Source organism: Streptomyces sp. NPDC050546 (assembly GCF_044457425.1).
Classification (GTDB): Bacteria; Actinomycetota; Actinomycetes; order Streptomycetales; family Streptomycetaceae; genus Streptomyces.
The window spans coordinates 556836-582087 of record NZ_JBITGX010000004.1 but is presented as its reverse complement, the minus strand read 5'-3'; the positions used below and the strand labels follow the sequence as shown (position 1 = coordinate 582087).

The window sequence follows — 25252 nt, the reverse complement described above, 5'->3', positions numbered from 1 at the left end:
TTTGGGCTTCCTTCCGAGGATTTCCAGAAGCCGTACGGCCCCTCCGAGCCGGTCGCGCGAGCGACTCGGAGGGGCCGTACGGGAATGACTACTTGCCGAGGTGGCCGGGGCCGAAGGCCTGGGGCAGCATCTGAGAGAGCGGCACGATGCCCGCCGGGGTCTCCAGCAGCAGGTCCGGGCCGCCGAACTCGTGCAGGAGCTGGCGGCAGCGGCCGCACGGGACGAGCGGGTCGCCCTCGCGGTCGACGCAGGTGAAGTGCGTCAGACGGCCGCCGCCGGTGTTCTGCAGCTCCGACACCAGGCCGCACTCGGCGCACAGGCCGAGGCCGTACGAGGCGTTCTCGACGTTGCAGCCGGAGACGATCCGGCCGTCGTCGACCAGGGCGGCCACGCCCACCGGGTAGCCGGAGTACGGGGCGTACGCCCGGGACATGGCGTCCAGGGCCACCGCACGCAGCTTCTCCCAGTCGACGGCCGGGCCGGCGCCGGTCACTTGCCCTGCCCCTTCCGGTACGGCATGCCGTCCGCCTTCGGCATCCGAAGGCGCTGCGCGGACAGGGCGAGCACCACCAGGGTGATGACGTACGGCGTGGCGGAGACGACCTGGTTCGGGACCTCGTCGGTGGTCGCGTACCAGGCGAAGACCAGGCCGCCGACGACCAGGGTGATCGCGGCGTGGACGTACTTCTTGCGGACCACGAGCCAGATGGCGCCGATGAGCAGCAGAAGCGCGCCGAGCAGCAGCAGTGCGTGCACGTTGGCCGAGCCGCCGCGCAGGTTGAGGCTGTCGGTGTAGCCGAACAGGCCCGCGCCGAGGGCGAGTCCGCCGGGCATCCAGTTGCCGAAGATCATCGCGGCGAGGCCGATGTAGCCGCGGCCGCTGACCTGGCCCTCCAGGTAGAAGGGGTTGGCCACGATGGAGAGGAAGGCACCGCCGAGGCCGGCCAGACCGCCGGAGATGATCACGGCGATGTACTTGTACTTGTAGACGTTGACGCCGAGGGACTCGGCGGCGACCGGGTTCTCACCGCAGGAGCGCAGCCGCAGTCCGAAGGCGGTGCGCCACAGGATCCACCAGGTGGCGGGGATCAGCGCGATGGCGATCAGGGTCAGCCAGGAGACGTTGGTGACCAGGCCGCCGAGCAGACCGGCGATGTCCGAGATCAGGAACCAGCCGTGGGCGTTGAGGTCCCGCAGGGCGTCGGAAAGCCCCGGCACCGTGAAGTTGCCGAGGGAGTCCACCGCCGGGGACTGCTTGGCGGAGCCGCCCGTGTGGCCCTCGAAGGCGAGGGGCGCGAGGTAGCGGGTGGCGCCGAGGGCGAGGATGTTGATCGCCACACCGGAGACGATGTGGTTGACGTTGAAGGTGACGGTGACGAAGGCGTGCAGCAGGCCGCCGATCGCGCCGCCCGCGATGCCCACCAGGACACCGGTCCACGGGCCCCACTGGAAGCCGGCCCAGGCGCCGAACCAGGTGCCGAGGATCATCATGCCCTCGAGGCCGATGTTGACGACGCCCGCGCGCTCGGCCCACAGGCCGCCGAGACCGGCGAGGCCGATCGGCACGGCGAGTTGGAGCGCGGTGGACATCTGGCTGACGTTGGTGATGCCGTCGGCGCCGGTGATGATGCGGACGATCGAGGTCAGCGCCAGGCCGCCGGCGATGACCAGCAGCAGGACGGGCCACGACAGGCGGCGGCCGGTCGGCGCCGCGGGCTGCAGCGTGGGCTGGTTGAGGTCGGTCACGGTGGTCATCGGCCAGCCACCTCCTTCGTGGTGTTGTGGGTGGTGGTGCCGAGGACGTGACCGGCTGCCAGTTCGGCGCCGACCCGGCGCTGCTGGCGGCGCAGGCCCCATTCGCGCACGGCCTCGTAGGAGACGACGACCGAGAGCACGATCAGGCCCTGCATGATGACCGCGATCTCCTTGTCGTAGCCGTGGAAGTCCAGTTCGGGCGAGGCCTTGTCGAGCCAGGCCCACAGCAGGGCGGCGAAGGCGATGCCGACCGGGCTGTTGCGGCCGAGCAGGGCGATGCCGATGCCGAGGAAGCCGATGCCGGTGGGGAAGTTCAGGCTGTAGGTGTGGGTGTCGCCGAGCAGGATCGGCAGACCGGCCAGGCCCGCGAGGCCGCCGGAGAGCAGCATGGCGGTCAGCACCATGCGCTTGGGGTCGACACCGCTGGCCGCGGCGGCGGTCGACGAGGCGCCGGAGGCGCGCAGGTCGAAGCCGAAGCGGGTGCGGTTGAGGACGACCCAGTAGCCGATGCCGAGCAGTACGGCGAGGAGGACCAGGCCGTAGATCTCGCCGGCCGCGCCCATGCCGATGCCGGGGATCCAGCCGGACTCGTGCATCTCGCCGGTGGTGTTGTTGTTGCCGACCTTCACGCCGAAGACGTCCGGCAGCCACAGGTAGGAGATCACCGAGGTGGCGATCGCGTTGAGCATGATCGTGGCGACGACCTCGCTGACACCGCGGGTGACCTTGAGGACACCGGCGATGCCGGCCCAGAAGGCGCCGGTGAGGACGGCGGTCAGGAGCAGCAGCGGCACCTGGATCGCGGCCGGCATGCTCGCGTGGGCGCCGACGATGGCGGCCATCATGGCGGCGAGCTGGTACTGGCCGTCGACGCCGATGTTGAACAGGTTCATCCGGAAGCCGATGGCCACCGCGAGCGCCGCGATGTAGTACATCGACGCCTGGTTGATGATCAGCACCTGGATGTCGGAGAAGCCGAGCTGCTCAAACATCAGGGCGAACGGCTCGATCGGGTTCTTGCCCGACGCGACCAGCACGATCGCGATCAGGACGAAGGCCACGGCGAGCGCGATGACCGGCCCGGCCACCGCGAGGAGCACGCGCTCCTTGTCGAACTTCTTCATCAGCGGGCCTCGTCTTCCCCAGACTCGGGAGACTTGCGGGTCTCGGGGGTCTCTTCGTGTTCCAGGTGTCCGGACGCGGCGCCGGTCATCGCCGAGCCGAGCTCCTCCGGCGTGATGCCGGCCGGGTCGGCGTCCGCGACCAGCCTGCCGTTGTAGATCACGCGCAGAGTGTCGGACAGGCCGATCAGCTCGTCCAGGTCGGCGGAGATCAGCAGCACGGCCAGGCCCTCGCGGCGGGCCTCGCGGATGAGGTCCCAGATGGCGGCCTGGGCGCCGACGTCCACGCCCCGGGTGGGGTGCGCGGCGATCAGGAAGCGGGGCTTGTGGCTCATCTCGCGGCCGACGATCAGCTTCTGCTGGTTGCCGCCGGAGAGGGAGGCGGCGGTGACGTCGATGCCGGGGGTGCGGACGTCGTACTCCGTGACGATCCGGCGGGTGTCCTCCTGGGCCGCCTTCGGGTCCAGCCAGACGCCCTTGGCGAGGGGCTTCTCGGTGACGTGGCCGAGGATACGGTTCTCCCAGAGGGGCGCCTCCAGGAGGAGGCCGTGGCGGTGCCGGTCCTCGGGGATGTAGCCGATGCCCTGCTCGCGGCGCCTGCGGGTGGGCCAGGCGGTGATCTCCTCGGCGGCGAGGGTGATCGTGCCGGAGTCGGCGTGCTTGAGGCCGATGAGCGCGTCGACCAGCTCGGTCTGGCCGTTGCCCTCGACGCCGGCGATGCCGAGGACCTCGCCCTCGTGGATGGTGAAGCTGATGTCGTCGAGGAGGGCCTTGCCGCCGGGGGCCTCGAGGCGGAGCTTGTCGACGGTGATGACCGGGCGGTCGGTGACCGTGGACTCGGCCGTCTCGGGCGTGGGCAGTTCGCTGCCCACCATCATCTCGGCGAGCTGGCGCGGGGTGGTCTCGGCGGGGACGGCCGTACCGACGGTGGTGCCGCGGCGGATGACGGTGATCTCGTCGGCGACGGAGAGCACCTCGCCGAGCTTGTGCGAGATGAAGATGACCGACAGGCCCTCGGACTTCAGTTCGCGCAGGTTGGCGAAGAGGGCGTCGACCTCCTGCGGCACCAGGACGGCCGTGGGCTCGTCGAGGATCAGCGTGGTGGCGCCGCGGTAGAGGACCTTGAGGATCTCCACGCGCTGGCGGGCGGCGACGCCGAGCTCCTCGACCAGGAGGTCGGGCCTGACGTCGAGGCCGTAGCGCTCGGAGAGTTCCTTGATCCTGCGGCGGGCCTTGGCGCCGATGCCGTGGAGCTTCTCGCTGCCGAGCACCACGTTCTCGAGGACCGTGAGGTTGTCGGCGAGCATGAAGTGCTGGTGGACCATGCCGATGCCGCGGACGATGGCGTCGGCCGGCGACGAGAAGGCGACCTGCTCGCCGTTGACGGCGATGGTGCCCTCGTCCGGCTTCTGCATGCCGTAGAGGATCTTCATCAGCGTCGACTTGCCGGCGCCGTTCTCGCCGACGAGGGCGTGGACGGTGCCCTTGCGGACGCTGAGGTGGATGTCGTGGTTGGCCACGACGCCGGGGAAACGCTTGGTGATCCCGGCGAGTTCGACGGCGGTCACCGATTCGTTGACCGCCGCTCCGGCCGGAGGGCTGCTGGACGCGTTGATAACGCACTCTCCTGGGGACGGGGGTCGTCTACGCGCGTAGCGCCCCTACGGCATACAAAGGGGCCGGCGCCCCCGCGCCAACGGGGCACGGGAACAGCCTTCCCGCACCCCGTTGAGCGGACGCGACCCCCCGGGGGTCACTGCCTGCTCGAGGCAGTAAGTCGTCAGCTGCTCTTGACCTTGATCTCGCCGCTGATGATCTTCTCCTTGGCCGTCTTGATGGCTTCCTGAAGCTCGGCGTCGTCCGCGAACTTCGGGTTGGAGTCCGAGAGGCTCACCTCGCCGGTCTTCAGATCGCCACGAACGATACCGGTCTCGGGCTTGCCGTCCTCGACCGACTTCGCAAGGTTGTACACGGCCTTGGCGACGTCCTTCATCGCCGAGGTCAGGATGGAGTCCTTGTACTTGGCGAGGGCGGCCTGCTCGTACTGGTCGGAGTCGACGCCGATCGCCCACACCTTCTTGGCGGCGGCGGCCTCGATCACGCCCTGACCGGACAGACCGGCGGCCGCGTAGACCACGTCGGCCTTCTTCTCGATCTGGCCCTCGGCGGCCGTCTTGCCCTTGTCGGGGCTGGCGAAGCCGCCCTCCTCGGCCGTCTGCGTCAGGTACTGCGAGAGCACCTTGACCTTCGGGTCGGTGTCCTTGACGCCCTGCGCGAAGCCGGCCTGGAACTTGTGGATCAGCGGGATGTCCACACCGCCGACGAAGCCGACGACCTTCGACTTGGTGCTCTTGGCGGCGGCGACACCGGCGAGGTAGGAGGCCTGCTCCTCGTTGAAGACCAGGTCGGCGACGTTCTTGGTGTTGATCGTGGCGTCGTCGACGATGCCGAAGGTGGTGTCGGGGAACTTCTCCGCGGCGCCCTTGACGGCCGAGGCGTACGCGTAGCCGACGCCGATGACCGGGTTGTGGCCCTGCTTCGCCAGCGAGACCAGACGCTGCTCCTTGTCGGCGTCGGTCTCGCCCTCGGTGGGCTCCACGTCGGCCGTCTTGTAGCCGAACTCCTTCTGCGCCTTCTCCAGACCCGCGTAAGCGGCGTCGTTGAAGGACTGGTCGCCCTTGCCGCCGACGTCGTACGCGATGGCGAGGCCCTTGTTCCCCTTCGAGTCCGACGACCCGGCAGAGGTCGAGGTGCTGCCGCAGGCGGAGAGTGCGAGGGCCAGGGAGGCGGTCGCTGCGCCTGCGACCGTGATCCGGGAAATCCGGCGCATGTGTGGGGCTCCTGTCGTACAAGCGCCGGGGTCGGTTCAGCTTCGGCGCTGGTTTCGCCGCAGATTAACGCGCGTAGACCTGCCTGAAAACCCCTTCTGTCCACCTTGTTATGCGCCCGTGCCCTGCCATCGCCGTGCCTTGGCCCGGGCGTTGCCGACCGCGAACGCGGGGTGGCGCTGGGTGATCCGTCCCCGGGGAACGCGGAGAGGGCGGACCCCCCGTGGGTGCCCGCCCTCTCCAGCTGTCTCAGACCATGACCACTACTCGGTCTTGACCTTGATCGAGCCGTCGATGATGCCCTTCTTGGCCTTGTCCACGGCGTCCTTGAGCCCCGCGACCTTGCCGAACTCCGGGTTCGCCTCGGAGACTCCGACGCCGTTGACCTTCAGGTCGAAGGTCTGGGTGCCGGACAGCGGCTTGTTGTCGTGGACCGACTTGGACAGCGCGTAGACCGCGCCGCCGACGTCCTTGAGGGCGGAGGTGAGGATGTACTGCTTGTACGCGGCGAGGGGGGCCTGCTTGTACTGGTCGGAGTCGACGCCGATCGCCCAGACCTTCGCCTTGGCGGCGGCCTCTATCACGCCCTGGCCGGAGAGACCGGCCGCCTGGTAGACGACGTCGGCCTTCTTCTCGATCTGGCCCTCGGCGGCGGCCTTGCCCTTGTCGGGGCTGGCGAAGCCGCCCTCCTCGGCCGTCTGCGTCAGGTACTGCGAGACGACCTTCACCTTCGGGTTGGTGTCCTGAACACCCTGCTTGTAGCCGGCCTCGAACTTGTGGATCAGCGGGATGTCCACACCGCCGACGAAGCCGACGGTGTTCGACTTGGTGACCTTGGCGGCGGCGACACCGGCGAGGTACGAGGCCTGCTCCTCGGCGAAGACCAGGGAGGCGACGTTCTTGCCCTCGACCACGGAGTCCACGATGCCGAAGGTGGTCTTCGGGTACTTGGCGGCCACGGCCTTCATCGCCGGGCCGTAGGCGAACCCGACTCCGATGACCGGGTTGTAGCCCTGCTTGGCCAGCGAGGCCAGCCGCTGCTCCTTGTCGGCGTCGGTCTCGCCCTCGGTGGGCTCGATGTCGGCCGTCTTGTAGCCGTACTCGTCCTTGGCCTTGGTCAGGCCGGCGTAGGCGGCGTCGTTGAAGGACTGGTCGCCCTTGCCGCCGATGTCGTAGGCGATGGCGAGACCCTTGTCGTCCTTCGTGTCACTGCCGCCGCTCTCACTGCTGGTGCTGCCACAGGCCGTGGCGGCGAGACCGAGCGACGCGACCCCCACCGCGACACGGGTCAGTTTGGAAATCCGACGCATCTGAAGTTCCCCATTCTCCAAAGCCCCGCAGCGGGTGCTCAGTGCGGCGCACATTAACGCGCGTAGACACCCTTGGGAACGGTTCGCAGTGGGGCCGTTATCCATTCGTGCCGATGGCCGGTTACGTCCTTGTGAACCACGGGAGCGAACGGAGCCGAAAGGTGCGGCCGGGGGCACGGCGCGAGCCTGTGCGGCACGCGCCGTTCCTCCGCCCTCGCCGGGAGTCCTTCTCGGAGATCCGGGGTTGTCCTAACGGAGGCCGTTGACCAGGGCCGCAGCCGTGAAGAGTTCCACGCCGACCGTGATCGCGGACTCGTCCACGTCGAAGTCGCCCTGGTGGAGGTCGCGTACGTGGCGCTCGCCGGGGACGCGTACGCCCAGTCGGGCCATGGCGCCGGGGACGTGCTCCAGGTACCAGGAGAAGTCCTCGCCGCCGAGGCTCTGCTCGGTGCCCAGGACGGACTCGACCCCGCGACGGGCGATCATGGCGTCGCGCAGGAGTTCGGTCACGCCCGGCTCGTTGACGACGGGCGGCACTCCGCGTACGTAGTTGATCTCCGACTTGGCGCGGTGCAGGTTCGCGATCTCGTCGATCGCCGCGACCACGACGTCGGGGGCCTGGCGCCACGCCTCGATGTCGAGGCAGCGCACGGTGCCGGAGAGCTCGGCGTGCTGCGGGATCACGTTCGGCGCGTGCCCCGACTCGACGCGGCCCCAGGTGATCGCGAGCCCGCTGCGGCTGTCGAAACGACGGCCGACCAGGGCGGGTACGTCGGTGACGACACGGGCCGCCGCGGTGACCAGGTCGGTCGTGAGGTGGGGGCGTGCGGTGTGGCCGCCCGGGCCGTCGAGGGAGATCTCAAGACGGTCGCAGGCGGAGGTGATGGGGCCCTCACGGAGCCCCACGTACCCCGCGTCCACCCGGGGGTCGCAGTGCACGGCGATGATCGCGCCGACGCCCTCCAGCGCCCCGCACTTGATCACGTCGGCGGCGCCGCCGGGCAGGACCTCCTCGGCGGGCTGGAAGATCAGCCGGACGGGGCGGGGCAGCCGGCCCTGCTTGTGCAGGTCGGCGAGGACCAGGCCGGCGCCGAGGACGACGGTGGTGTGCACGTCGTGGCCGCAGGCGTGGGCGCGGTCGGGCACGGTCGAGCGGTACGGGCACTCGGCCTTGGTGTCCGGGATGGGCAGGCCGTCGATGTCGGCCCGCAGGGCGAGCATGCTGGGGCCGCCGTCCCACTGCTCGCCCTCTACGCCGATGTCACAGACGAGTCCGGTGCCGACGGCGAGTACGCGCGGTTTGAGGCCGGCCCGCTCGAGCCGCTCCTTGATCGCGGCGGTCGTGCGGAACTCCTGGTTGCCCAGCTCCGGGTGCATGTGCATGTCGCGTCGGAACGCGATGAGCTCTGCGCGCAGGGCGTCGGGCAGTGCGCCGGGAAGTACGGCTTCGCCGGGAAGATCGACCTCGGACTCCAGTGACATCAATTGCTTCACCCTCTGAAGGGTAGGGCGCCAGGGCGGTCGGCTGACCCTCGATCAACAAATTTTCAACCCGTTAGGGGAAGAAAATATGACCGCCGGACGTATAGCCATCAAGTGAGATGGGTAAACTCGCCCGCCTTTTGGGTCGAGCCGGTCACCACTCTCCGCTGAGTGTGATATCGGCCACACTTCAGTCGCGACTGCGGTACCCATCCATCCTCTCCACGGATACCACGCCCCGCGCGGGGAACGCTGTCTTGTTCGTCTCACTGACACACGGCCCCGATAGTGTGCGGCCCGTGCGCGCCGACAACTCCGAGTTCCTCACAGCCACCCAGGCCTCGTACGACGCCATCGCGGAGGCCTATACCGCCGGGTCCCCCGACAGCCTGGACGCGAGACCGCTGGAGCGGGCGCTGCTCACGGCCTTCGTGGACCTGGTCCGGGCGCCCGGAGGGCCTGTACGGCCCCCGGTCGCGGACATCGGCAGCGGCCCCGGGTACGTCGCGGCGCGACTGCACGGCCTCGGGCTGCCGGTGTTCGGGGTCGACGTCTCGCCCCGCATGGTGGCCCTGGCCCGCCGGGCGCACCCGGGGCTGCGGTTCCACGTCGGTTCGATGACGGCCCTGGACCTGCCGGACGAGACGCTCGGCGGCATCGTCGCGCTCTACTCGATCATCCATGTGCCGGACGATCATCTGCCGTCGGTCTTCGCCGAGTTCCACCGTGTGCTGCTGCCTGGCGCGCCGGTCCTGCTCGGCTTCCAGTCGGGCGACGAGGACGGGCACCAGCGTCTCACCGAGCGCTTCGGCAGCTCCATCTCGCTCGACTTCTACTGGCGCACCCCGGAGTCGGTCGCGACCACCCTCACCGAGGCAGGCCTGCGCCTCCACGCCCGCGTGTTCCGGGAGCCGGAGGGCGAGGAGAAACGCCCCCGGGCGTTCCTGTTGGCTTACAAGCCGGGCCCTGCGGGGGCATGAGCGGAGCCCTGCCGGGGCGTGAGCGGAGCCCTGCCGGGGCGTGAGCGGAGCCCTGCCGGGGCGTGAGCGGAGCCCTGCCGGGGCGCGAGCCGGTCACGGCTGGGGCTCGGCCCCGAGGGCACCGGTCCCCCGGCCCCCAAGGGGCCCTGTATGGCGTCAGCCCGTGGCCACCGCGCCCGCGGCGTCCGCCGGGCCCGTCCTGCCTGCCGAGCGGGCCGCCCCCGCCGAGCCGGACACGCTCGCCCTTGCCGTCGGGCCCGGGATGCCGGCCGGGCCGGCCGAGCCGGTCGTGCTCGCCGAACCCGGGACACCCCCCGGGCCGGCCGAGCCGGTCGTGCTCGCCGGACCCGTCGGGCCCGTGGCACTCCCCCGGCCCACGGAACCGGTCGTGCTCGCCGTGCCCGGGACACTCCCCGGGCCGGTCATGGTCGGCGAACCCGTCGGATCCGTGGCGCTCGCCGGGCCGGTCATGGTGGTCGGGTCCGGGATGCTTCCCGGGTCGGTCGGGCCTCCGGCGGCGTCGGGCGTACCCCCCGTGGACAGTCGGTGGACGTCCCGGGCCGTGCCCGTCACGCCCGAGAGGAAGCCCTGGGCCCGGGGGGACGCGTTCTCGGTCAGCCAGGTGGGGTCGATGTCGCAGACCGCCACGCGGACCTCGGTGCCGGCGAGGGCCAGGGGGAGGGTGTGGACGACCGTGGACGGGAAGCTGAGGATCGTGCGGCCGATGGGGCCTCGGCGGGCGATCAGTTCGAGGGGGAGTTCGGGGCGGACGATCTCCAGGCCCGTCTCGACCGCGAGGCGGCGGAGCTTCGTCGGGCTCTCGCGGCGGTGGGCGAAGTAGCGGGTGGCGCCGTGTGCGGCGGCCAGGGCGCGGACGGCCTCCAGGTAGCGGTCGTCGTCGACGACTCCCGTCTCCACCAGGGACGTGCCCACCATGTCGGCGCCCTTGGTGATGCGCGGCGGGCCGAACCGGGCCCGGGTCCAGGCGAAGTCGTTGGCGCTGATCGTGACGCCCTCGGGGGTCTCCTCCATCGGCATGGAGGAGAAGATCTCCACCCGGCGCCTGTCCCCGGGGGTCAGGCGGCGGCGGGCCGAGGAGGACACCGGCGCGAAGATCAGGTCGCGGGGGCCGGGGCGGCCGCCCTTGCGATGCCAGCGCACCAGCCTTTCGCCCCGGGCCAGCTGCCCGACGAACTCCATCGTCGCCGTGCCGTCGTCGACGACGACCAGGTCACGGGCGCGGGTGATGGTCAGGAGGAGCTGAACGTAGCGGGAGAAGGGGTCACCCAGGACGATCCGGCGGGCCCTGCGGAGTACGCCCGTGAGGCCGCCGATGGTCTGGAAGGGCGCCAGCGGGCCGCCGCGCGCCTCCTCCCAGCGGACCTCGTGCCCCTCGTCACGGGCCAGGTCGGACATCCGCCGCAGCTGGCCGCGCGTCATCGGGTCGACGGGCGACAGCACCACGAGGGTGAGCCCCACGCCGGGCGCATGCGCGTGCGCCCACTCCAGCACGTTCAGCAGCTGTACCGGACTCTCGACGAACGCGAGAGTGTGGGGGCCGGCGTTCCCGGCGCGGGGGCTCATCGACGTACGACCGTCCCGTCGTAAGGGGTGTTGTGGGGGTTGTGGGATCAGACGCCTACCGGCTCGCCCGCCGCGTCGGCGATCTCCGCCTCGGCGACCACACCGCTGACGCGGCGCAGCTTCTTCATCGGGCCGAGCTCGGACTCGTAGACCTTCTTCACGCCGTCACCGAGGGAGGCCTCGATGGTGCGGATGTCGCGGACGAGGCGCGTGAGGCCCTGCGGCTCCACGGAGGCGGCCTGGTCCGAGCCCCACATGGCGCGGTCGAGGGTGATGTGACGCTCGACGAAGGTGGCGCCCAGGGCGACCGCGGCGAGGGTGGTCTGCAGGCCGGTCTCGTGGCCGGAGTAACCGATCGGGACGTTGGGGTACTCGCCCTGCAGGGTGTTGATGACGCGGAGGTTGAGCTCCTCGGCCTTCGCCGGGTAGGTCGAGGTGGCGTGGCACAGGAGGATGTTCTCGCTGCCCAGGACCTCGACCGCGTGGCGGATCTGCTTCGGGGTGGACATGCCCGTGGAGAGGATGACCGTACGGCCGGTGGCGCGCAGGGCGCGCAGCAGCTCGTCGTCCGTGAGGGACGCGGAGGCGACCTTGTGGGCGGGGACGTCGAACTTCTCCAGGAAGGCGACGGCCTCGGTGTCCCACGGGGAGGCGAACCAGTCGATGCCGCGCTTCTTGCAGTAGGCGTCGATCTGGCCGTACTCGTCCTCGCCGAACTCGACGCGGTGGCGGTAGTCGATGTAGGTCATCCGGCCCCAGGGGGTGTCACGCTCGATGTCCCACTGGTCGCGCGGGGTGCAGATCTCCGGCGTGCGCTTCTGGAACTTGACCGCGTCGCAGCCGGCCTCGGCGGCGGCGTCGATCAGCTTGAACGCGTTCTCGATGTCGCCGTTGTGGTTGATGCCGATCTCGCCGGTGACGTAGACGGGGCGGCCCGGGCCGGCCTCGCGGGTACCGAACTTGCGGATGCGGGAGTTGGTGCTCATGGCGCAGATGTCCTTACTTGGTGAGGGAATCGAGAGAGGGGCCGAGGATCCAGCTGGCGATCTCTCGGATCGCGCCGTCGCCACCGGGGACGGTGGTGACCGCGCGTGCGGCGCCGCGCACGACGTCGTGGGCGCTCGCGACCGCCACGGGCCAGCCCGCGAGGGCGAAGCACGGGAGGTCATTGACGTCGTTGCCGACATAGAGCACGCGCTCCGGCGCGATGCCCTGCTCCTCGCACCACTGCTTCAGCGCGAGGTCCTTGCGGTCGATGCCGTGCAGCACCGGGAGCTTGAGCTTCCGGGCCCGGGCGGCGACCACAGGGTTCTGTTCCGTGGACAGGATCAGCATCTTCAGGCCGCTCCTGCGGAGGGCCGCGATGCCGAGTCCGTCTCCGCGGTGCACGGAGACGAACTCCCGTCCGTCGGAGTCGACGAGCACCCGGTCGTCGGTCTGGGTGCCGTCGAAGTCGAGGACGACCGCGTCGATGTCGTCGGCGGTCGGGAGCGCGCCGGGCCGGTCCGCGTCGAAGAGCGGGGCCAGGGCCCGGGCGCGGGCGAGGTCGTGCGGGTCGTCGATCTCCAGCACGCGCGCGGGGTCGGTGCGCACCAGTTCGGTGCGGCCGAAGAAGCGGTGCTGGTGCTTGCGGAAGCCGACCGCTTCCATGCCGTAGGCGGCGCCGGTCTCCAGCAGGTCCTGGGGGCGGTCCTGGCGGCGGGGGCGGAAGGACTTGTCGTGGTTGACGCCGTAGCCGCCGCCGGTGGCCGCGTCGGCCTCGGAGACACTGCCGACCGCGACCTCGTCCTCGGCGTCCCGCCAGATGAACCCGTGGAAGGGCGCCACGGTCACCGCGGTGTCGGCGCCGTTCTCGACGATCGCGCCCGCGACCCCGTCCACGTCCTCCCGGGTGATGAACGGGCTGGTGCACTGAACGAGCAGCACCACGTCCACGACCGCGCCGTGCAGGGCCTCGTGCGCGTCCACGGCGTGCAGGACGGCGGCTTCGGAGGTGGCCGTGTCGCCGGCGATGGCGGCGGGCCGCAGCACGACCTCGGCGCCCGCCTCGCGGGCGGCGGCCGCGATGGCCTGGTCGTCGGTGGAGACCACGACGTCCGTCACGAGCCGGGCGGCGCGGCACTCACGCACCGCACGCGCCACCAGCGGGACGCCGCCGACGGGGAGCAGGTTCTTCGCGGGCACGCCCTTGGAGCCGCCGCGCGCGGGGATCACCGCGAGCACGCGGCGCACCGAGGCGCCTTGGCCCGCTTCCGGTTGGGACATGGGGACTACTCCTTGGGCAGGGGATTCGGGGCGGCTCACAGCTCGCCCATCCGCCGGATGACGGGCGCCACGCGCTGTACGCCGTGCCGGTAGGCGCCGCGCGCCGCCCGGCGCACGATCTGCCGGACCGGTCCGGGGTCCTTGTCGGCGGCGGGCGCGCCGGGCAGCGGGGTGCCGTCCGGGCCGAGGTGGTGGCGGGCGAGGATCCCGGGCAGGTAGCCGGGCGCGGTGACGGGTGTGTAGTACGGGGCCAGCGGGGGCAGGCCGCCGGGCCGGCCGAGCAGCTTGGCGATGCGTTCGCGGGCCGCGTCAAAGGCGGACTCGTACGAGCCGTCGGCGACCACGCCCTGCCGGGCGACCCACTCCTCGTCGGGCGCCGGCCGGTGCCCGGCGTCGAGCTGGTCCCAGGAGGCGAGGCAGCCGGAGCCCACGAAGTGGTGGTTGCCGAGCGACTCGCGGATGCCGAGGTCGGTCAGGACGACGGTGGGGATCCGGCGGTGCAGCGACTCCAGGGCGGCCGTGGAGCTGATGGTCACCAGCAGGTCGGTGCGGTCGAGGACCTCGCCCATGTTTCCGTAGACCAGGCGGAAGTTGTCCGGCGGATCGAGGCGCTGCACCAGCTTCTGGTACGGCAGTTCCTCGATGTGGGTGGTGTGCTCGCCCGGCTTGGAGCGCAGCTTCAGCAGCACCTCGCGCTCGGGGTGCCTGCGGGCGTGCTGGACCAGCCGGCTCAGCAGGTACGTACGGTCCTTGCGGCTGTCCGGGACGGAGGGCTGGGCGGCGAAGACGACCGTGTAGGGGTCGTGCTCACCCTCGTACGGCGCGCCTCCGAGGAACGGCAGGGCCACCTCGGTCACCGAGGAGGCGTCGGCGCCCACTCCGTCGTAGACGGCGCGGAAGCGGTCCGCGTCCTGTCGGGAGTTGGCGAGGACGAGGTCCGCGCCGTGCCGCAGCAGCAGGCCGTCGGCGAGCTTCTCGTAGACGACACCGACGTAGCCGGTGACGACGACGGGCCGCTCGGCGCGGTCCTGCCAGGCGCGCGCCAGGCCGTGCAGCATCGCCTGCACACCGCCGCCGACGAGGGCGAGGACGAGGAGGTCGTACGACTCCTCTTCCATGGCGCGCAGGAACTCGACCGCGGTGACCTCCCGCAGCGAGTCGGCGCGCACGCCCACTTCCTCCAGCTGGCGCGGTGTGGGCGTCGCCCGGCCGCGCAGCAGGTAGCCGTCGAGGACCGGGCGGACTTGCGCGCCCTCGCGCGGTCCGGCTTCCATGGACGGGCCCGGGGCGATGCGGTCCGCGGTCAGCGCACCCCATTTCCATCGGGTGTCTGAGTCCGCGAGGACGGCGATTCGCGGGCGCTTCGGTGTACTTGCTGGCACGTCGATGACGCTAGGAAGCGAATCCGAGGTATGGCGGAACCAGGACTCAACGAAAAGTTAACAACACCCCACCGAGAGCCGAACTGGCCTGCCGGAAGGCCGGAAGTACACGGGGTGCACCGATCTGACACATTGAGTTCACCCGGTGTACGTTCATCGGAAAGTTGCGCTGCCGGGCGGGCTCCTAACGTTTTGCAGGTGCCTAAGCTTTCCGTGATCGTGCCGTTCTACAACGTGCAGCAATATGCCCCGGACACCCTCAGAAGCCTTCGGCTGAACGCCGACCGTGATTTCGAGTTCATCCTGGTCGACGACCATTCGAAGGATGAAACCCCGGCCATTCTCGAACGAGCGGCCGAGGAACTTTCGGATGTCGCCCAGGTGCGTTACATCCGCCACGAGGAGAACGGCGGGCTCGCCACCGCCCGGAACACCGGCCTGGACGCGGCCCAGGGCGAGTACCTGACGTTCCTGGACGGCGACGACTGGCTGGCCCCCGGCTACTTCACCGAACTGGTGTCCGCCATGGACGAGTTGGGATGCGACTTCGTGCGCACCGACCATGTGCAGGCCACCGCGCGCACCCGTTCCGTGAGCCGGGTGCCGGTCGGCCGCCGCTGGGAGGTGTTCAGCCCGCGGGACGCCATCCTCCCCGCCCACCGCTCGACGTCGGTGGACTACGCCTACGCCTGGGCCGGCGCCTATCACCGCCGCCTCCTCGACAAGGGCGTGCTCCACTTCACCCATGGTCTGCGCACGGCCGAGGACCGGCCGTGGATCTGGAAGCTGCACCGGGAGGCGGAGTCGTTCGCCGTGGTGAGCCTGCTGGGCGTGTTCTACCGGCGCGGGGTGGCCTCGTCGCTGACCCAGATCGGCGATGTCCGCCAGCTCGACTTCATCCGGGCCTTCGACCAGGTGATCGAAGAGACCGCGTCGGACCGGGAGGCCGACCGGCTGCTCCCCAAGGCGGTGCGGACCTACTGCGCGATCATCGCCCACCACCTCTCCAACGAAGACAGGTTCGAACCGGCCGTGGCCAGACAGCTGCGGTCGATGAGCGCGGCGGCCATCAAGCGCATGCCGCAGGACGCGCTCGGTGACGCACTGGAGGCGATGGACATGGACCGCTCGTCCAAGCTGCGGCGGCTGCGGCGCAGGGCCACCACCACGGAGGCGGCCGCCTGATGCCCGGGACCACTCAGATCTTCTGCGCCTCGACGCTGTACGGCGTCGCCACGCTGGCGGCCGCGATCGACTCGGACCTCTTCGAGGAGCCGGACCGCCGGGTGCTGCTGGTGTTCAACAACTCCGCGACGCCGGAGACCACCCCGGCCCTCGACGAGATGCCGGGCTTCGCACCGCTGCGCGAGCACTTCGACGAGGTGCTGTCCTGGAACGAGGCGATCCGCCCCTTCCATCCCGGGGCCTGGACGCCGCGCTCCGACGACATCCCCCTGTTCGAGCGCTATCTGCGGATGCTCTGGGGTCTCGGCGACGACCGCGTGAGCCTGGTCCTGGAGTCCATCCAGGTCGCGCCCGCGCTGACCGTGGCCCAGCTGTTCACCGACGCTCCCATCGACGTCTACGCCGACGGGCTGATGAGCTACGGCCCCACGCGCAACAAGCTCGACCCGCTGGTCGGCACGCGCGTGCGGCGGCTGCTGCACCTCGATCTGGTGCCGGGGCTCACGCCGATGCTGCTGACCGAGTTCGAGGTGCCGGCGCATCTGGTGCCGACTCCCGCGTTCCTGAAGGTGCTGGGCGAGGTCACCGAGACCGTCCCCGAGCTGCCCGCCCTGCCCGGTGACGCGGCGCTGCTGCTCGGTCAGTACCTGTCGGCGCTGAACATCCTCTCTCCGGAGGAGGAGGAGGACCTGCATGTGCGGATGATGCGGGGCGCGGTCGCCCGCGGGCACCGCACGGTCGTCTTCAAACCGCACCCGACCGCGCCGGCCCGTTACAGCCGCGCCCTGGAGACCGAGGCCGAGAAGCTCGGCGTGGACCTCACCGTGCTGGACACTCCCGTCCTCGCCGAGGTGCTGTTCGACCGGGCCCGGCCCGCGCTGGTCGTCGGCTGCTTCTCGACCGCGCTGTTCACGGCCTCGGCGCTCTACGACCTGCCGGTCGCGCGCATCGGCACCGAGCTGCTGCTGGAGCGGCTGACGCCGTACCAGAACAGCAACCGGGTCCCCACCACCCTGGCGGACGCGCTGCTGCCCGACCTGGACGGCGGGCAGGAGGGCGACGTCCTGCCGGCCGAGCGGCTGTCCGGTCTGGTCACCGCCGTCGGATTCACCATGCAGCCGCAGATCTACCCGGAGCTGCGCCCGCAGGCGGAGCGGTTCCTCTCCCGGTATCTCGGTCCGCGCACCCGTCGCTACTTCAAGAAGCGCCGTCTCACCTCGCTCGGCCTGCCCGGCGGTATTCCGCAGCGGCTGGCCTTCCTGCCGCGCAATTCCACGGCACGCCGGGTGGTCCGGCGGGCCAGGGCACTGCGCAAGGCGGTACGCCGCTGAAAACGTATGCCGAGCACCGCAAGGGCGTCGGTCCCCCGTGAGAGGCGGACCGGCGCCTCCGCGTTTTCGGCTGCGCGCGGCCGACGATTCGCTGCGCGCGGCCGACGTTTCGGCCACCCGCGTCCGACATCCAGATGAATCCATGGAAACAGGAAGGCGAAGCCTGTTTCTGTCGAACGTTTAAGCGTCAATTCCCGTCCTAGGGTGACAGGCGGCGCCCTGCCCGCCCACAGGCGGCTCAGGTGAAGGACACACGAGCTACAGAGGTTTCCAGCGTGACCGAGACGGTCGTCAGCACCCGCAAGCCCCAGCCCGAAGTCAGCGTGCTGGTCGAACCACCGGGAGCCACGACCGCCCCGCGGCGCAGGAAGGGCTCCGGCGGCCGGCTGCGTGCCCTGGACGGCCTCAGGCTGGTGGCCGCGCTGATGGTGGCGGCCTACCACTACGGCGGTCGCGACGGTGAGGTCTCCGAAGCCTGGGGCAGCTCGCCCAAGGTCCAGTTCCCCACCCTGCACGAGTTCTTCGCCTACGGCTGCCTCGGCGTCCAGGTCTTCTTCGTCATCAGCGGGTTCGTGATCTGCATGAGCGGCTGGGGACGTCCCCTGAAGTCGTTCTTCGCCTCCCGCGCCTCCCGGCTGCTGCCCGCCTACTGGGTGGCGGTCGCGATAGTGACGGTGGTGTTCGCGCTGCCGGTGGTGGCCTACAAGGCGGTGTCGCCGAGCGACGCGCTGGTCAACCTGACCATGCTGCAGATGCCGCTCGGCGTGGACCGGGTGCTCGGGGTGTGCTGGACGCTGTGGGCGGAGGTCCGCTTCTACGCCCTGTTCGCGCTGTGCGTGGTGCTCCCGGGGGCGAGCCGCCGCCGGGTGATCATGTTCTGCGCGGGCTGGATGCTGGCGGCGGTGATCGCGGACAACGCGAACATGCCCCTGCTCGACATCGTCCTGATGCCCGAGTACGCCCCGTACTTCATCGGCGGTGTCGGCCTCTACCTCGTCCACCTCGACCGGCGGGACGCCTACGCGTGGGGCATCGTCGCCGTCAGCTGGCTGATCGGGCAGCACTACGCGGTGCAGAGCCTGTGGCACGCGGCCGGCGGGGACGGCTTCTCCTACCGCTCCTCGACCGGCATCGTCCTCGTCGTGACCTTCGGCTTCCTGGCGGTCGCGGCGATCGCGCTGGGCTGGCTGCGCTGGGCCAACTGGGGCTGGCTGACCGTGGCGGGGGCGCTGACATATCCGTTCTATCTCGTCCACGAACACCTCGGCTGGGTGGCGATCCACGCGCTGCACCGCGGCCTGGGCCTGCCATCCGGGGCGACATTCGCCCTGACCGCGGCCTCAATGCTGCTGCTCGCGTGGTTGCTGAACCAGTATGTGGAGAAGCCGCTGACGCCACGGTTGCGGGCCGTGCTGGCGAAGAACCGCTGAGCTGTTCACGGGACGTTCAACCGACCGTCGGTTTGGGCATCGCTCAGAGAGAAGGCTCGTCTCATGACCAACGCACAAGTCACCGACAAGCACCCCGGCGAACTCGCCGACGTCCCGGGCTGGTTCCCGCCGCTGGACCAGATGCTGTTCACCTGGTTCCTGGAGCGGCAGCAGAAGCAGGGGATGAAGGGCGACCTGCTGGAGCTCGGGGTCTACATGGGCAAGAGCGCGATCCTGCTCGGCCACCACCTCCAGGACGGCGAGAAGTTCACGGTCTGCGACCTGTTCGAGGGCGACGCCCCGGACGGGGCCAACCAGGCGGAGTCGGCGAAGTCGTACGCCTCGCTGACCCAGCAGATCTTCGAGCGGAACTACCTCTCCTTCCACGACGAGCTGCCCACGGTGATCGCGGCGCCCAGCTCCGTGGTGTCCGAGAAGGTGGCCCCGGCCAGCTGCCGCTTCATCCACGTCGACGCCTCACACCTGTACGAGCACGTACACGGCGACATCGGCGCGGCCCACGACATCCTGGTACCCGACGGCATCGTCGTCCTCGACGACTTCCGCTCCGAGCACACCCCGGGTGTCTCGGTCGCCGCCTGGGAGGCCGTCCTCAACCGCGGTCTGCGCCCGATCTGCCTCAGCACGCAGAAGCTGTACGGCACCTGGGGCGATCCCGAGCCGCTCCAGGAGGAACTGCTCGAGATGCTGCGGCAGCGCTCGGACGTCGGGCTGAGTGTGCAGTCGGCGGCCGGGCACCGGCTGGTCCGCGGCCGCTCCCGGGGCATGAAGCCGCCGCCGTTCCCGGCCTCCCGGCACTATGTGGCGCCGCCGGCCGCGGCGAAGGCCCCGGCCGCCGAGGTGACCGAGTCCCGCGCGGCGCGACCGGCCCGGCCCGCCCCGTCCCGGGCGCGCCGGCTCGCCAAGGACCTGCTGCCGCCCCTGGTCACCCGGGCCGTACGGCGGGCACGCGCGAAGCGTTCCTGACGCGGCATGTCAGCGGCATGTCATGAGACCCCGTAGCGCGCCCCGATCCCGTCGATCACGAGGGCGAGTCCCTCCTCGAAGTGCTGTTCGTAGTCCTCGAAGATCTCCGCGCCCGCCTGGGCCGACAAGGGAAAGTCGGCCATCAGGCGGGCGCGTTCGTTCACGTCGTAGCCCTCGCGGCGCTCGTCCGGCAGGGGCCGCACGCCCTGCTCCTCGGTGACGAAGCCGAGCGTGTACATGTACGCCGAGGTGAGGGCGCGGACCGCCTGGGCGAGGGTGAAGCCGGCGGCCGTGAACAGGCGCAGGTTCTCCTCCATCTGCGCGGCGTGCTCGATCCCCGTGAAGCGTGAGCCGCTGAACACCTTCGCGCCGTCCCGGTAGCCGAGCAGGGCGGCGCGCAGCCCCCGGTTGGCCTTCAGCAGCCGTTCCCGCCAGGTGTCGGCGGGGTCGAGCGAGGCCCCGGCGACCATCCGGCGGTACATCTCCGTCGCCATCTCGTCGAGCAGTGCCTGCTTGTCCTTGAAGTGCCAGTAGAGGGCGGGCGCCTTCACGTCCAGCTCCCGGGCGATGGCCCGCAGGGTCAGACCGTCCAGGCCCACCTCGTTCAGCAGCCGCAGGGCGGTGTCCGCGACCCGCCGCCGGTCCAGGGGCTCACGTCGTGCCGTACTCACGCTTGACAACTTAACACCGTTAAGGCAATCCTCGGAAACGAAGGCACTTAACAGCGTTAAGGAGAGGGTGGGTCATGGACACGGACGTACTGGTGGTGGGCGCGGGCCCGACGGGCCTGGCGCTCGGTATCGACCTCGCCCGGCGCGGTGTGAACGCGCTGGTCGTCGAACGGGCGGAGGCGCTGTTCCCCGGCTCCCGGGGCAAGGGCATCCAGCCGCGCACGATGGAGGTCTTCGACGACCTGGGCGTGCTGGACGCGATCCGCGCGGCGGGCGGCCGCTACCCGGTGGGGATGATCTGGCAGGACGGCAGACGGGCGGGCGAGCACCGGATGTTCGACCCGGCCGAGGCGAGCGAGGACGCACCGTACACGGAGCCGTGGATGGTGCCGCAGTGGCGCACACAGGAGATCCTGCACGCGCGGCTGGCCGGGCTGGGAGGAGCGGTGGCCTTCGGCCGGGAGCTGGTCGGCCTGACGCAGGACGCGGACGGGGTGCGCGCGGAGTTCGCCTCGGGTGAGCCCGTCACCGCCCGGTACGCCGTCGCGGCGGACGGCGGCCGCTCGACGGTGCGCAGACTCCTCGGCATCGGGATGGCGGGCGAGACCCTCGACCCGAACCCGACCCTGGTGGCCGACGTCCGGATCAGCGGCCTGGACCGGGACAACTGGCACATCTTCCCGCCGGCCGGGGACGGCGACGGCTACCTCGCGCTCTGCCCGCTGGCCGGCACGGAGGACTTCCAGCTCGTGGCGCAGTTCCCGGACGGGACGGCCCCGGACCTCTCGCTGGAGGGCATACGGAAGGTCGTCGCCGCCCGCTCGCACCTCGCCCCCGACACCGTGACCGAGCTGCGCTGGGCCTCGGACTTCCGCCCCCGGGCGGCCCTGGCGGACCGCTTCCGCTCCGGGCGGGTCTTCCTCGCCGGCGACGCGGCCCATGTGCACTCCCCCGCCGGCGGCCAGGGCCTCAACACCAGCGTCCAGGACGCCTACAACCTGGGCTGGAAGCTGGGCGCGGTGCTGCGCGACGGCACGGAGGCGGCCCTGCTCGACTCCTACGAGGAGGAGCGGCGTCCCGTCGCCGCCGACATGCTCGGGCTGTCCACCAGCGTGCACCGCGGCGAGACCCGGCGGGGCGAGGCGACGCAGCAGCTCGGCCTCGGCTACCGCGCGTCGTCCCTCACACGGGAGACCCGCACCGACCCCGGAACGGTACGGGCCGGGGACCGCGCGCCCGACGGGACGATGGACGGGACCCGCCTCTTCGACGCCTTCCGCGGACCGCACTGGACGGTGCTGGCACTGGGCGAGGCGGCGCGGCCTCCCGCCCTCGGCGAGCGGGGCGAGCAGGTTCGTACCGTCCACGGCCCGGCACACGGGGCGTACGGGGCCGGACTGTTCCTCGTACGGCCCGACGGATACGTCGGCTGGGCCGGGGACTCGGCGGCCGGGCTGCCGGAGTACTTCGCCCGGTTCGGCCGGATCCGGTGAGGCGCTACGCGCCGCTCGCCAGGGACAGCTTCACCGCGAAGCCCAGGAACAGGGCCCCCGCCGCCGACGTGGCGCCCGCGGCGAGCCGCTTGCGACTGCGGAAGGCGGCGGCCAGACGGGTGCCGCCGAATATCAGACCGCTGAGGTAGAGCACGCTGGCCAGCGTGGCGAAGGTGCCGAGGACGACGAAGGAGACGGCCGGGTAGGCGTATCCCGGGTCGACGAACTGCACGAAGAAGGCGACGAAGAACAGGATCGCCTTGGGGTTGAGAAGGCTGATGACCAGCGCCCTGCGGAAGGGCCGCTCGTCGGCGGCGGCCCCGGTCGCGCCCGCGTCCACGGCCCGCTCGCGTCGGGTCCGCCACAGGCCCCAGGCGGCGCGCAGCATCCCGACCGCCAGCCAGGCCAGATACCCGGCGCCGGCGTACTTCACGATCCCGAACAGCACGGCGTTCGCCTGGAGCAGCGAGGCGACCCCTGCCGCGGACAGCGTCATCAGCACCGCGTCCCCGCACCACACCCCGGCCGCGGCCCGATACGCGGTGCGCGTACCGCGGCGCGCGGCGACGGAGATCACGTACAGCGAGTTGGGACCGGGCAGCAGGACGATCAGGACGAGGCCCACAAGGTAGGTGGGCAGATCGATGACACCGAACATGGAAAGGAGTGTCGCACGCGGGTCCGACAACGCCCCTCCCCCGGTTCACCGGCCCCGGTTCAGAAGACGTCCGAGGGGACATACGCCCCCCACACCTCCCGCAGCGCGTCGCACACCTCGCCCACGGTCGCCCGGGCCCGCAGGGCCTCGCGCATCGGGTACAGGACGTTGTCCGAACCTCCCGCGGCCTTCTTCAGGGCCATGAGCGCGGTGTCCACCGCCCGCCGGTCGCGCTCGGCGCGGAGCGCGGCCAGGCGTTCGGCCTGCCGGGCCTCGATGGCCGGGTCGACGCGCAGCGGCTCGTAGGGCTCTTCCTCGTCGAGCCGGAAGCGGTTGACGCCGACCACGACCCGCTCGCCGGAGTCGGTCTCCCGGGCGATCCGGTAGGCGCTGCGCTCGATCTCGCTCTTCTGGAAGCCCTGTTCGATGGCGCCGACCGCGCCGCCGAGCTCCTCGACCCTGGCCATCAGTTCGACGGCCGCGGCCTCGACGTCGTCGGTCATGCTCTCGACGACGTAGGAGCCCGCGAGCGGGTCGACGGTCGCCGTCACGTCCGTTTCGTAGGCGAGGACCTGCTGGGTGCGCAGGGCCAGGCGCGCGCTCCTGTCGGTCGGGAGGGCGATCGCCTCGTCGAAGGAGTTGGTGTGGAGCGACTGGGTGCCGCCGAGGACCGCTCCCAGGCCCTGCACGGCGACGCGGACCAGGTTCACCTCGGGCTGCTGGGCCGTCAGCTGCACTCCTGCCGTCTGCGTGTGGAAGCGCAGCATCAGCGACTTGGGGTTCCTCGCGCCGAACTCCTCCTTCATCACCCGCGCCCAGATCCGGCGTGCGGCACGGAACTTGGCGACCTCCTCCAGGAACGTCGTACGGGCGACGAAGAAGAACGACAGCCGCGGTGCGAAGTCGTCGACGTCCATCCCGGCCGCGACCGCCGTACGGACGTACTCCACGCCGTCCGCGAGGGTGAACGCGATCTCCTGCGCGGGCGAGGCGCCCGCCTCCGCCATGTGGTAGCCGGAGATGGAGATCGTGTTCCACCTCGGGATCTCGGCCCCGCAGTACTTGAAGATGTCGGCGGTCAGCCGCAGCGACGGCTTCGGCGGGAAGATGTACGTGCCCCGGGCGATGTACTCCTTCAGGACGTCGTTCTGGATCGTGCCGGTCAGCTTGTCCGCGCCGGCGCCCTGCTCCTCGGCGACCAGCTGGTAGAGCAGGAGCAGCAGGGCCGCGGGGGCGTTGATCGTCATCGACGTCGAGACCTGGTCCAGCGGGATGCCGCCGAACAGCACTCGCATGTCGTCGAGGGAGTCGACGGCGACACCGACCTTGCCGACCTCGCCGTGCGCGATCGGGGCGTCGGAGTCGTGGCCCATCTGGGTGGGCAGGTCGAAGGCGACCGACAGGCCCGTCGTGCCGTGGGCGATCAGCTGCCGGTAGCGGGCGTTGGACTCCGTCGCCGTCCCGAAGCCCGCGTACTGGCGCATCGTCCAGGGACGGCCTGTGTACATCGACGGGTACACGCCCCGCGTGAAGGGATACGCCCCCGGATCCCCCAGCTTCTCCGCCGGATCCCAGCCCTCGAGAGCCTCCGGCCCGTAGACCGGCTCGATGGGCAGCCCGGACTCCGACTCACGCGCCATGGTGTGATGCCTCCCGCCGAGCAGTGGGTGGTCGGGACCTCGCTCACCACCATGCCCCCTGGTTCGCGACGGGTCACGCCAGGGGAACATCTCAGGTGACATCCGGGCACACCGGTGAGACGACAGGGGGCCGCGTGCGTACCAAGGGCATGGGGAGAGCGATCGCGGCGGCGCTCGCCGCGCTGGCCGCGGTGACCGGCTGCACGGTGCAGCCCGCCGACGGCGACGGAAAGGGCCGCTCGCCTGTGCACATCGAGTTACCCGACGGCACCCCGTCCCCGGCGCGCACCCCGCCCGGCGACGGCGGCCCGGGCACCGCCCCCGACCCGCCCGGCGACGACAAGCCCAGCGCGGCACCACCAGCCCCCGCCCGTGTGCTGTGGTCCCGCGGTGCCACCGGCCGGGACGTCCGCGAGCTCCAGGCCCGGCTGCGGCAGGTCGCCTGGCTCTTCGAAGGGCCGACCGGGACGTACGGCGAACAGACGGAGCGGGCGGTCAGCGGCTTCCAGGGCAAGCGCGGGCTGCCGCGCACCGGGCGGATGGACACCGTCACCTGGCAGCGGCTGCTGCGGATGACCCGCGAGCCGGGCAGATGGGACCTGTATCTGATGGGCGGCCAGCCGGCCGATCCGCCGGACCCGCGCTGCCGGGCCGGCCGGGTGCTGTGCATCGACAAGACCAGCAGGACACTGCGCTGGATGATCGACGGGCGGACCGTGTCGACGGTGGCCGTCCGCTTCGGCTCGAGCGGCACGCCGACCCGGGAGGGTGTTTTCTCCATCTACTGGAAGTCCCGCGACCATGTGTCGACGCTCTACGACTCACCCATGCCCTACGCGATGTTCTTCAGCGGCGGCCAGGCCGTGCACTACTCGGCGGACTTCGCCGCCCGGGGCTACGCGGGGGCCTCGCACGGCTGCGTCAACGTACGGGACGAGGCGGCGATCGCGGAGCTGTACGCGCAGGTGCGCGACGGCGACAAGGTCGTCGTGTCCTGGTGAGGACGCGGGAGGGAAGTTGGGGCGCGGGCGGGACCGGGGGAACGTGTCCCGCCCGCGCTCAGGTGCACGAGCCGTAGGTACGGGGGGAACCCCGGCTCTGTGCGACGGCCGATGACCAGTCGGCTCACTCATTACTGCGCCGGGGCGGC

The 25252-nt window shown here is 70.9% G+C and carries 20 protein-coding genes and 1 pseudogene; 7 read left to right on the top strand and 14 right to left on the bottom strand.

All coding sequences use genetic code 11. The features are described from left to right. Positions 1–88: 88 nt before the first annotated feature. The 7 genes from ACIBK5_RS13630 to ACIBK5_RS13600 form a co-directional block, all read right to left on the bottom strand. Entirely contained in the window at positions 89–493 is a 405-nt protein-coding gene (locus ACIBK5_RS13630) for a cytidine deaminase (protein WP_399019124.1), read from the bottom strand. Further along, positions 490–1755, bottom strand: coding sequence for an ABC transporter permease (locus tag ACIBK5_RS13625; protein ID WP_399019123.1), 1266 nt, complete (start codon positions 1753–1755; stop codon positions 490–492). The genes ACIBK5_RS13630 and ACIBK5_RS13625 overlap by 4 nt, the downstream gene beginning before the upstream one ends. Then, positions 1752–2879 carry an ABC transporter permease gene (locus ACIBK5_RS13620; protein ID WP_399019121.1) on the bottom strand — a complete coding sequence of 376 codons (1128 nt, stop codon included), beginning with the start codon at positions 2877–2879 and terminating at the stop codon, positions 1752–1754. The genes ACIBK5_RS13625 and ACIBK5_RS13620 overlap by 4 nt, the downstream gene beginning before the upstream one ends. Next, positions 2879–4444, bottom strand: coding sequence for an ABC transporter ATP-binding protein (locus tag ACIBK5_RS13615; RefSeq protein ID WP_399019119.1), 1566 nt, complete (start codon positions 4442–4444; stop codon positions 2879–2881). Before ACIBK5_RS13615 ends, ACIBK5_RS13620 begins: the two co-directional genes overlap by 1 nt. Positions 4445–4656: 212 nt before the next feature. Next, positions 4657–5706, bottom strand: a complete 1050-nt coding sequence (locus ACIBK5_RS13610) for a BMP family protein (protein ID WP_399019118.1) — start codon at positions 5704–5706, stop codon at positions 4657–4659. A 261-nt stretch (positions 5707–5967) separates the two neighbouring features. Next, positions 5968–7014, bottom strand: coding sequence for a BMP family protein (locus ACIBK5_RS13605; protein ID WP_399019116.1), 1047 nt, complete (start codon positions 7012–7014; stop codon positions 5968–5970). A 249-nt stretch (positions 7015–7263) separates the two neighbouring features. Further along, entirely contained in the window at positions 7264–8496 is a 1233-nt protein-coding gene (locus tag ACIBK5_RS13600; RefSeq protein WP_399019217.1) for a M20 family metallopeptidase, read from the bottom strand. Positions 8497–8795: 299 nt separating this feature from the next. On the opposite strand from ACIBK5_RS13600, the gene ACIBK5_RS13595 reads away from it, so the two are divergent. After that, a complete protein-coding gene (locus ACIBK5_RS13595; RefSeq protein WP_399019114.1) occupies positions 8796–9476 on the top strand; it encodes a class I SAM-dependent DNA methyltransferase in 681 nt (226 codons plus the stop codon). A gap of 537 nt (positions 9477–10013) precedes the next feature. Here the strand turns inward: ACIBK5_RS13595 and ACIBK5_RS13590 are convergent. The 4 genes and pseudogenes from ACIBK5_RS13590 to ACIBK5_RS13575 all read right to left on the bottom strand — a co-directional run. Then, positions 10014–11060: pseudogene (locus ACIBK5_RS13590) on the bottom strand (hypothetical protein); the annotation flags it as partial. 47 nt (positions 11061–11107) lie between these two features. Continuing rightward, positions 11108–12046, bottom strand: coding sequence for an N-acetylneuraminate synthase family protein (locus ACIBK5_RS13585; RefSeq protein WP_193481666.1), 939 nt, complete (start codon positions 12044–12046; stop codon positions 11108–11110). 13 nt (positions 12047–12059) lie between these two features. Then, positions 12060–13325, bottom strand: coding sequence for a cytidylyltransferase domain-containing protein (locus ACIBK5_RS13580; protein WP_399019112.1), 1266 nt, complete (start codon positions 13323–13325; stop codon positions 12060–12062). 35 nt (positions 13326–13360) lie between these two features. Then, a complete protein-coding gene (locus tag ACIBK5_RS13575) occupies positions 13361–14707 on the bottom strand; it encodes a DUF6716 putative glycosyltransferase (protein WP_399019110.1) in 1347 nt (448 codons plus the stop codon). Between the two features lie 198 nt (positions 14708–14905). On the opposite strand from ACIBK5_RS13575, the gene ACIBK5_RS13570 reads away from it, so the two are divergent. From ACIBK5_RS13570 to ACIBK5_RS13555, 4 genes are all read left to right on the top strand, one after another. Beyond that, positions 14906–15892 carry a glycosyltransferase family 2 protein gene (locus tag ACIBK5_RS13570; protein ID WP_399019109.1) on the top strand — a complete coding sequence of 329 codons (987 nt, stop codon included), beginning with the start codon at positions 14906–14908 and terminating at the stop codon, positions 15890–15892. After that, a complete protein-coding gene (locus tag ACIBK5_RS13565; RefSeq protein ID WP_399019108.1) occupies positions 15892–17223 on the top strand; it encodes an alpha-2,8-polysialyltransferase family protein in 1332 nt (443 codons plus the stop codon). The genes ACIBK5_RS13570 and ACIBK5_RS13565 overlap by 1 nt, the downstream gene beginning before the upstream one ends. 323 nt (positions 17224–17546) lie before the next feature. Then, entirely contained in the window at positions 17547–18653 is a 1107-nt protein-coding gene (locus ACIBK5_RS13560) for an acyltransferase family protein (protein ID WP_399019216.1), read from the top strand. 63 nt (positions 18654–18716) lie between these two features. Then, the gene (locus ACIBK5_RS13555) at positions 18717–19640 is read left to right on the top strand and encodes a class I SAM-dependent methyltransferase (RefSeq protein ID WP_399019106.1); all 924 of its coding nucleotides are present in this window, start codon (positions 18717–18719) and stop codon (positions 19638–19640) included. Between the two features lie 20 nt (positions 19641–19660). On the opposite strand, the gene ACIBK5_RS13550 is transcribed toward ACIBK5_RS13555, so the two are convergent. Beyond that, entirely contained in the window at positions 19661–20311 is a 651-nt protein-coding gene (locus ACIBK5_RS13550) for a TetR/AcrR family transcriptional regulator C-terminal domain-containing protein (RefSeq protein ID WP_399019104.1), read from the bottom strand. A gap of 74 nt (positions 20312–20385) precedes the next feature. On the opposite strand from ACIBK5_RS13550, the gene ACIBK5_RS13545 reads away from it, so the two are divergent. Then, complete coding sequence (locus ACIBK5_RS13545; RefSeq protein WP_399019102.1) at positions 20386–21804, top strand: FAD-dependent oxidoreductase; 1419 nt, start codon at positions 20386–20388, stop codon at positions 21802–21804. Between the two features lie 4 nt (positions 21805–21808). Here ACIBK5_RS13545 and leuE read toward each other — a convergent pair whose 3' ends face one another. Beyond that, positions 21809–22462 (bottom strand): leucine efflux protein LeuE, encoded by a 654-nt coding sequence (leuE, locus tag ACIBK5_RS13540; protein ID WP_399019101.1) that lies wholly within the window; start codon positions 22460–22462, stop codon positions 21809–21811. A gap of 59 nt (positions 22463–22521) precedes the next feature. After that, complete coding sequence (locus ACIBK5_RS13535) at positions 22522–24102, bottom strand: methylmalonyl-CoA mutase (protein WP_399019099.1); 1581 nt, start codon at positions 24100–24102, stop codon at positions 22522–22524. Positions 24103–24251: 149 nt separating this feature from the next. Between ACIBK5_RS13535 and ACIBK5_RS13530 the strand changes: the two genes are divergently transcribed. Next, on the top strand, positions 24252–25103 hold the full coding sequence (locus tag ACIBK5_RS13530) for a L,D-transpeptidase family protein (protein WP_399019215.1): 852 nt from the start codon (positions 24252–24254) through the stop codon (positions 25101–25103). The last annotated feature ends 149 nt before the right edge of the window (positions 25104–25252 follow it).

Excerpts from the sequence above, each read along its gene's own strand:
- ACIBK5_RS13625 (WP_399019123.1), bottom strand. The coding sequence starts at position 1,755 with ATGACCACCGTGACCGACCTCAACCAGCCCACGCTGCAGCCCGCGGCG.
- ACIBK5_RS13620 (WP_399019121.1), bottom strand. The coding sequence starts at position 2,879 with ATGAAGAAGTTCGACAAGGAGCGCGTGCTCCTCGCGGTGGCCGGGCCG.
- ACIBK5_RS13610 (WP_399019118.1), bottom strand. The coding sequence starts at position 5,706 with ATGCGCCGGATTTCCCGGATCACGGTCGCAGGCGCAGCGACCGCCTCC.
- ACIBK5_RS13605 (WP_399019116.1), bottom strand. The coding sequence starts at position 7,014 with ATGCGTCGGATTTCCAAACTGACCCGTGTCGCGGTGGGGGTCGCGTCG.
- ACIBK5_RS13600 (WP_399019217.1), bottom strand. The coding sequence starts at position 8,496 with ATGTCACTGGAGTCCGAGGTCGATCTTCCCGGCGAAGCCGTACTTCCC.
- ACIBK5_RS13585 (WP_193481666.1), bottom strand. The coding sequence starts at position 12,046 with ATGAGCACCAACTCCCGCATCCGCAAGTTCGGTACCCGCGAGGCCGGC.
- ACIBK5_RS13580 (WP_399019112.1), bottom strand. The coding sequence starts at position 13,325 with ATGTCCCAACCGGAAGCGGGCCAAGGCGCCTCGGTGCGCCGCGTGCTC.
- ACIBK5_RS13565 (WP_399019108.1), top strand. The coding sequence starts at position 15,892 with ATGCCCGGGACCACTCAGATCTTCTGCGCCTCGACGCTGTACGGCGTC.
- ACIBK5_RS13555 (WP_399019106.1), top strand. The coding sequence starts at position 18,717 with ATGACCAACGCACAAGTCACCGACAAGCACCCCGGCGAACTCGCCGAC.
- ACIBK5_RS13545 (WP_399019102.1), top strand. The coding sequence starts at position 20,386 with ATGGACACGGACGTACTGGTGGTGGGCGCGGGCCCGACGGGCCTGGCG.
- leuE (WP_399019101.1), bottom strand. The coding sequence starts at position 22,462 with ATGTTCGGTGTCATCGATCTGCCCACCTACCTTGTGGGCCTCGTCCTG.
- ACIBK5_RS13535 (WP_399019099.1), bottom strand. The coding sequence starts at position 24,102 with ATGGCGCGTGAGTCGGAGTCCGGGCTGCCCATCGAGCCGGTCTACGGG.
- ACIBK5_RS13530 (WP_399019215.1), top strand. The coding sequence starts at position 24,252 with ATGGGGAGAGCGATCGCGGCGGCGCTCGCCGCGCTGGCCGCGGTGACC.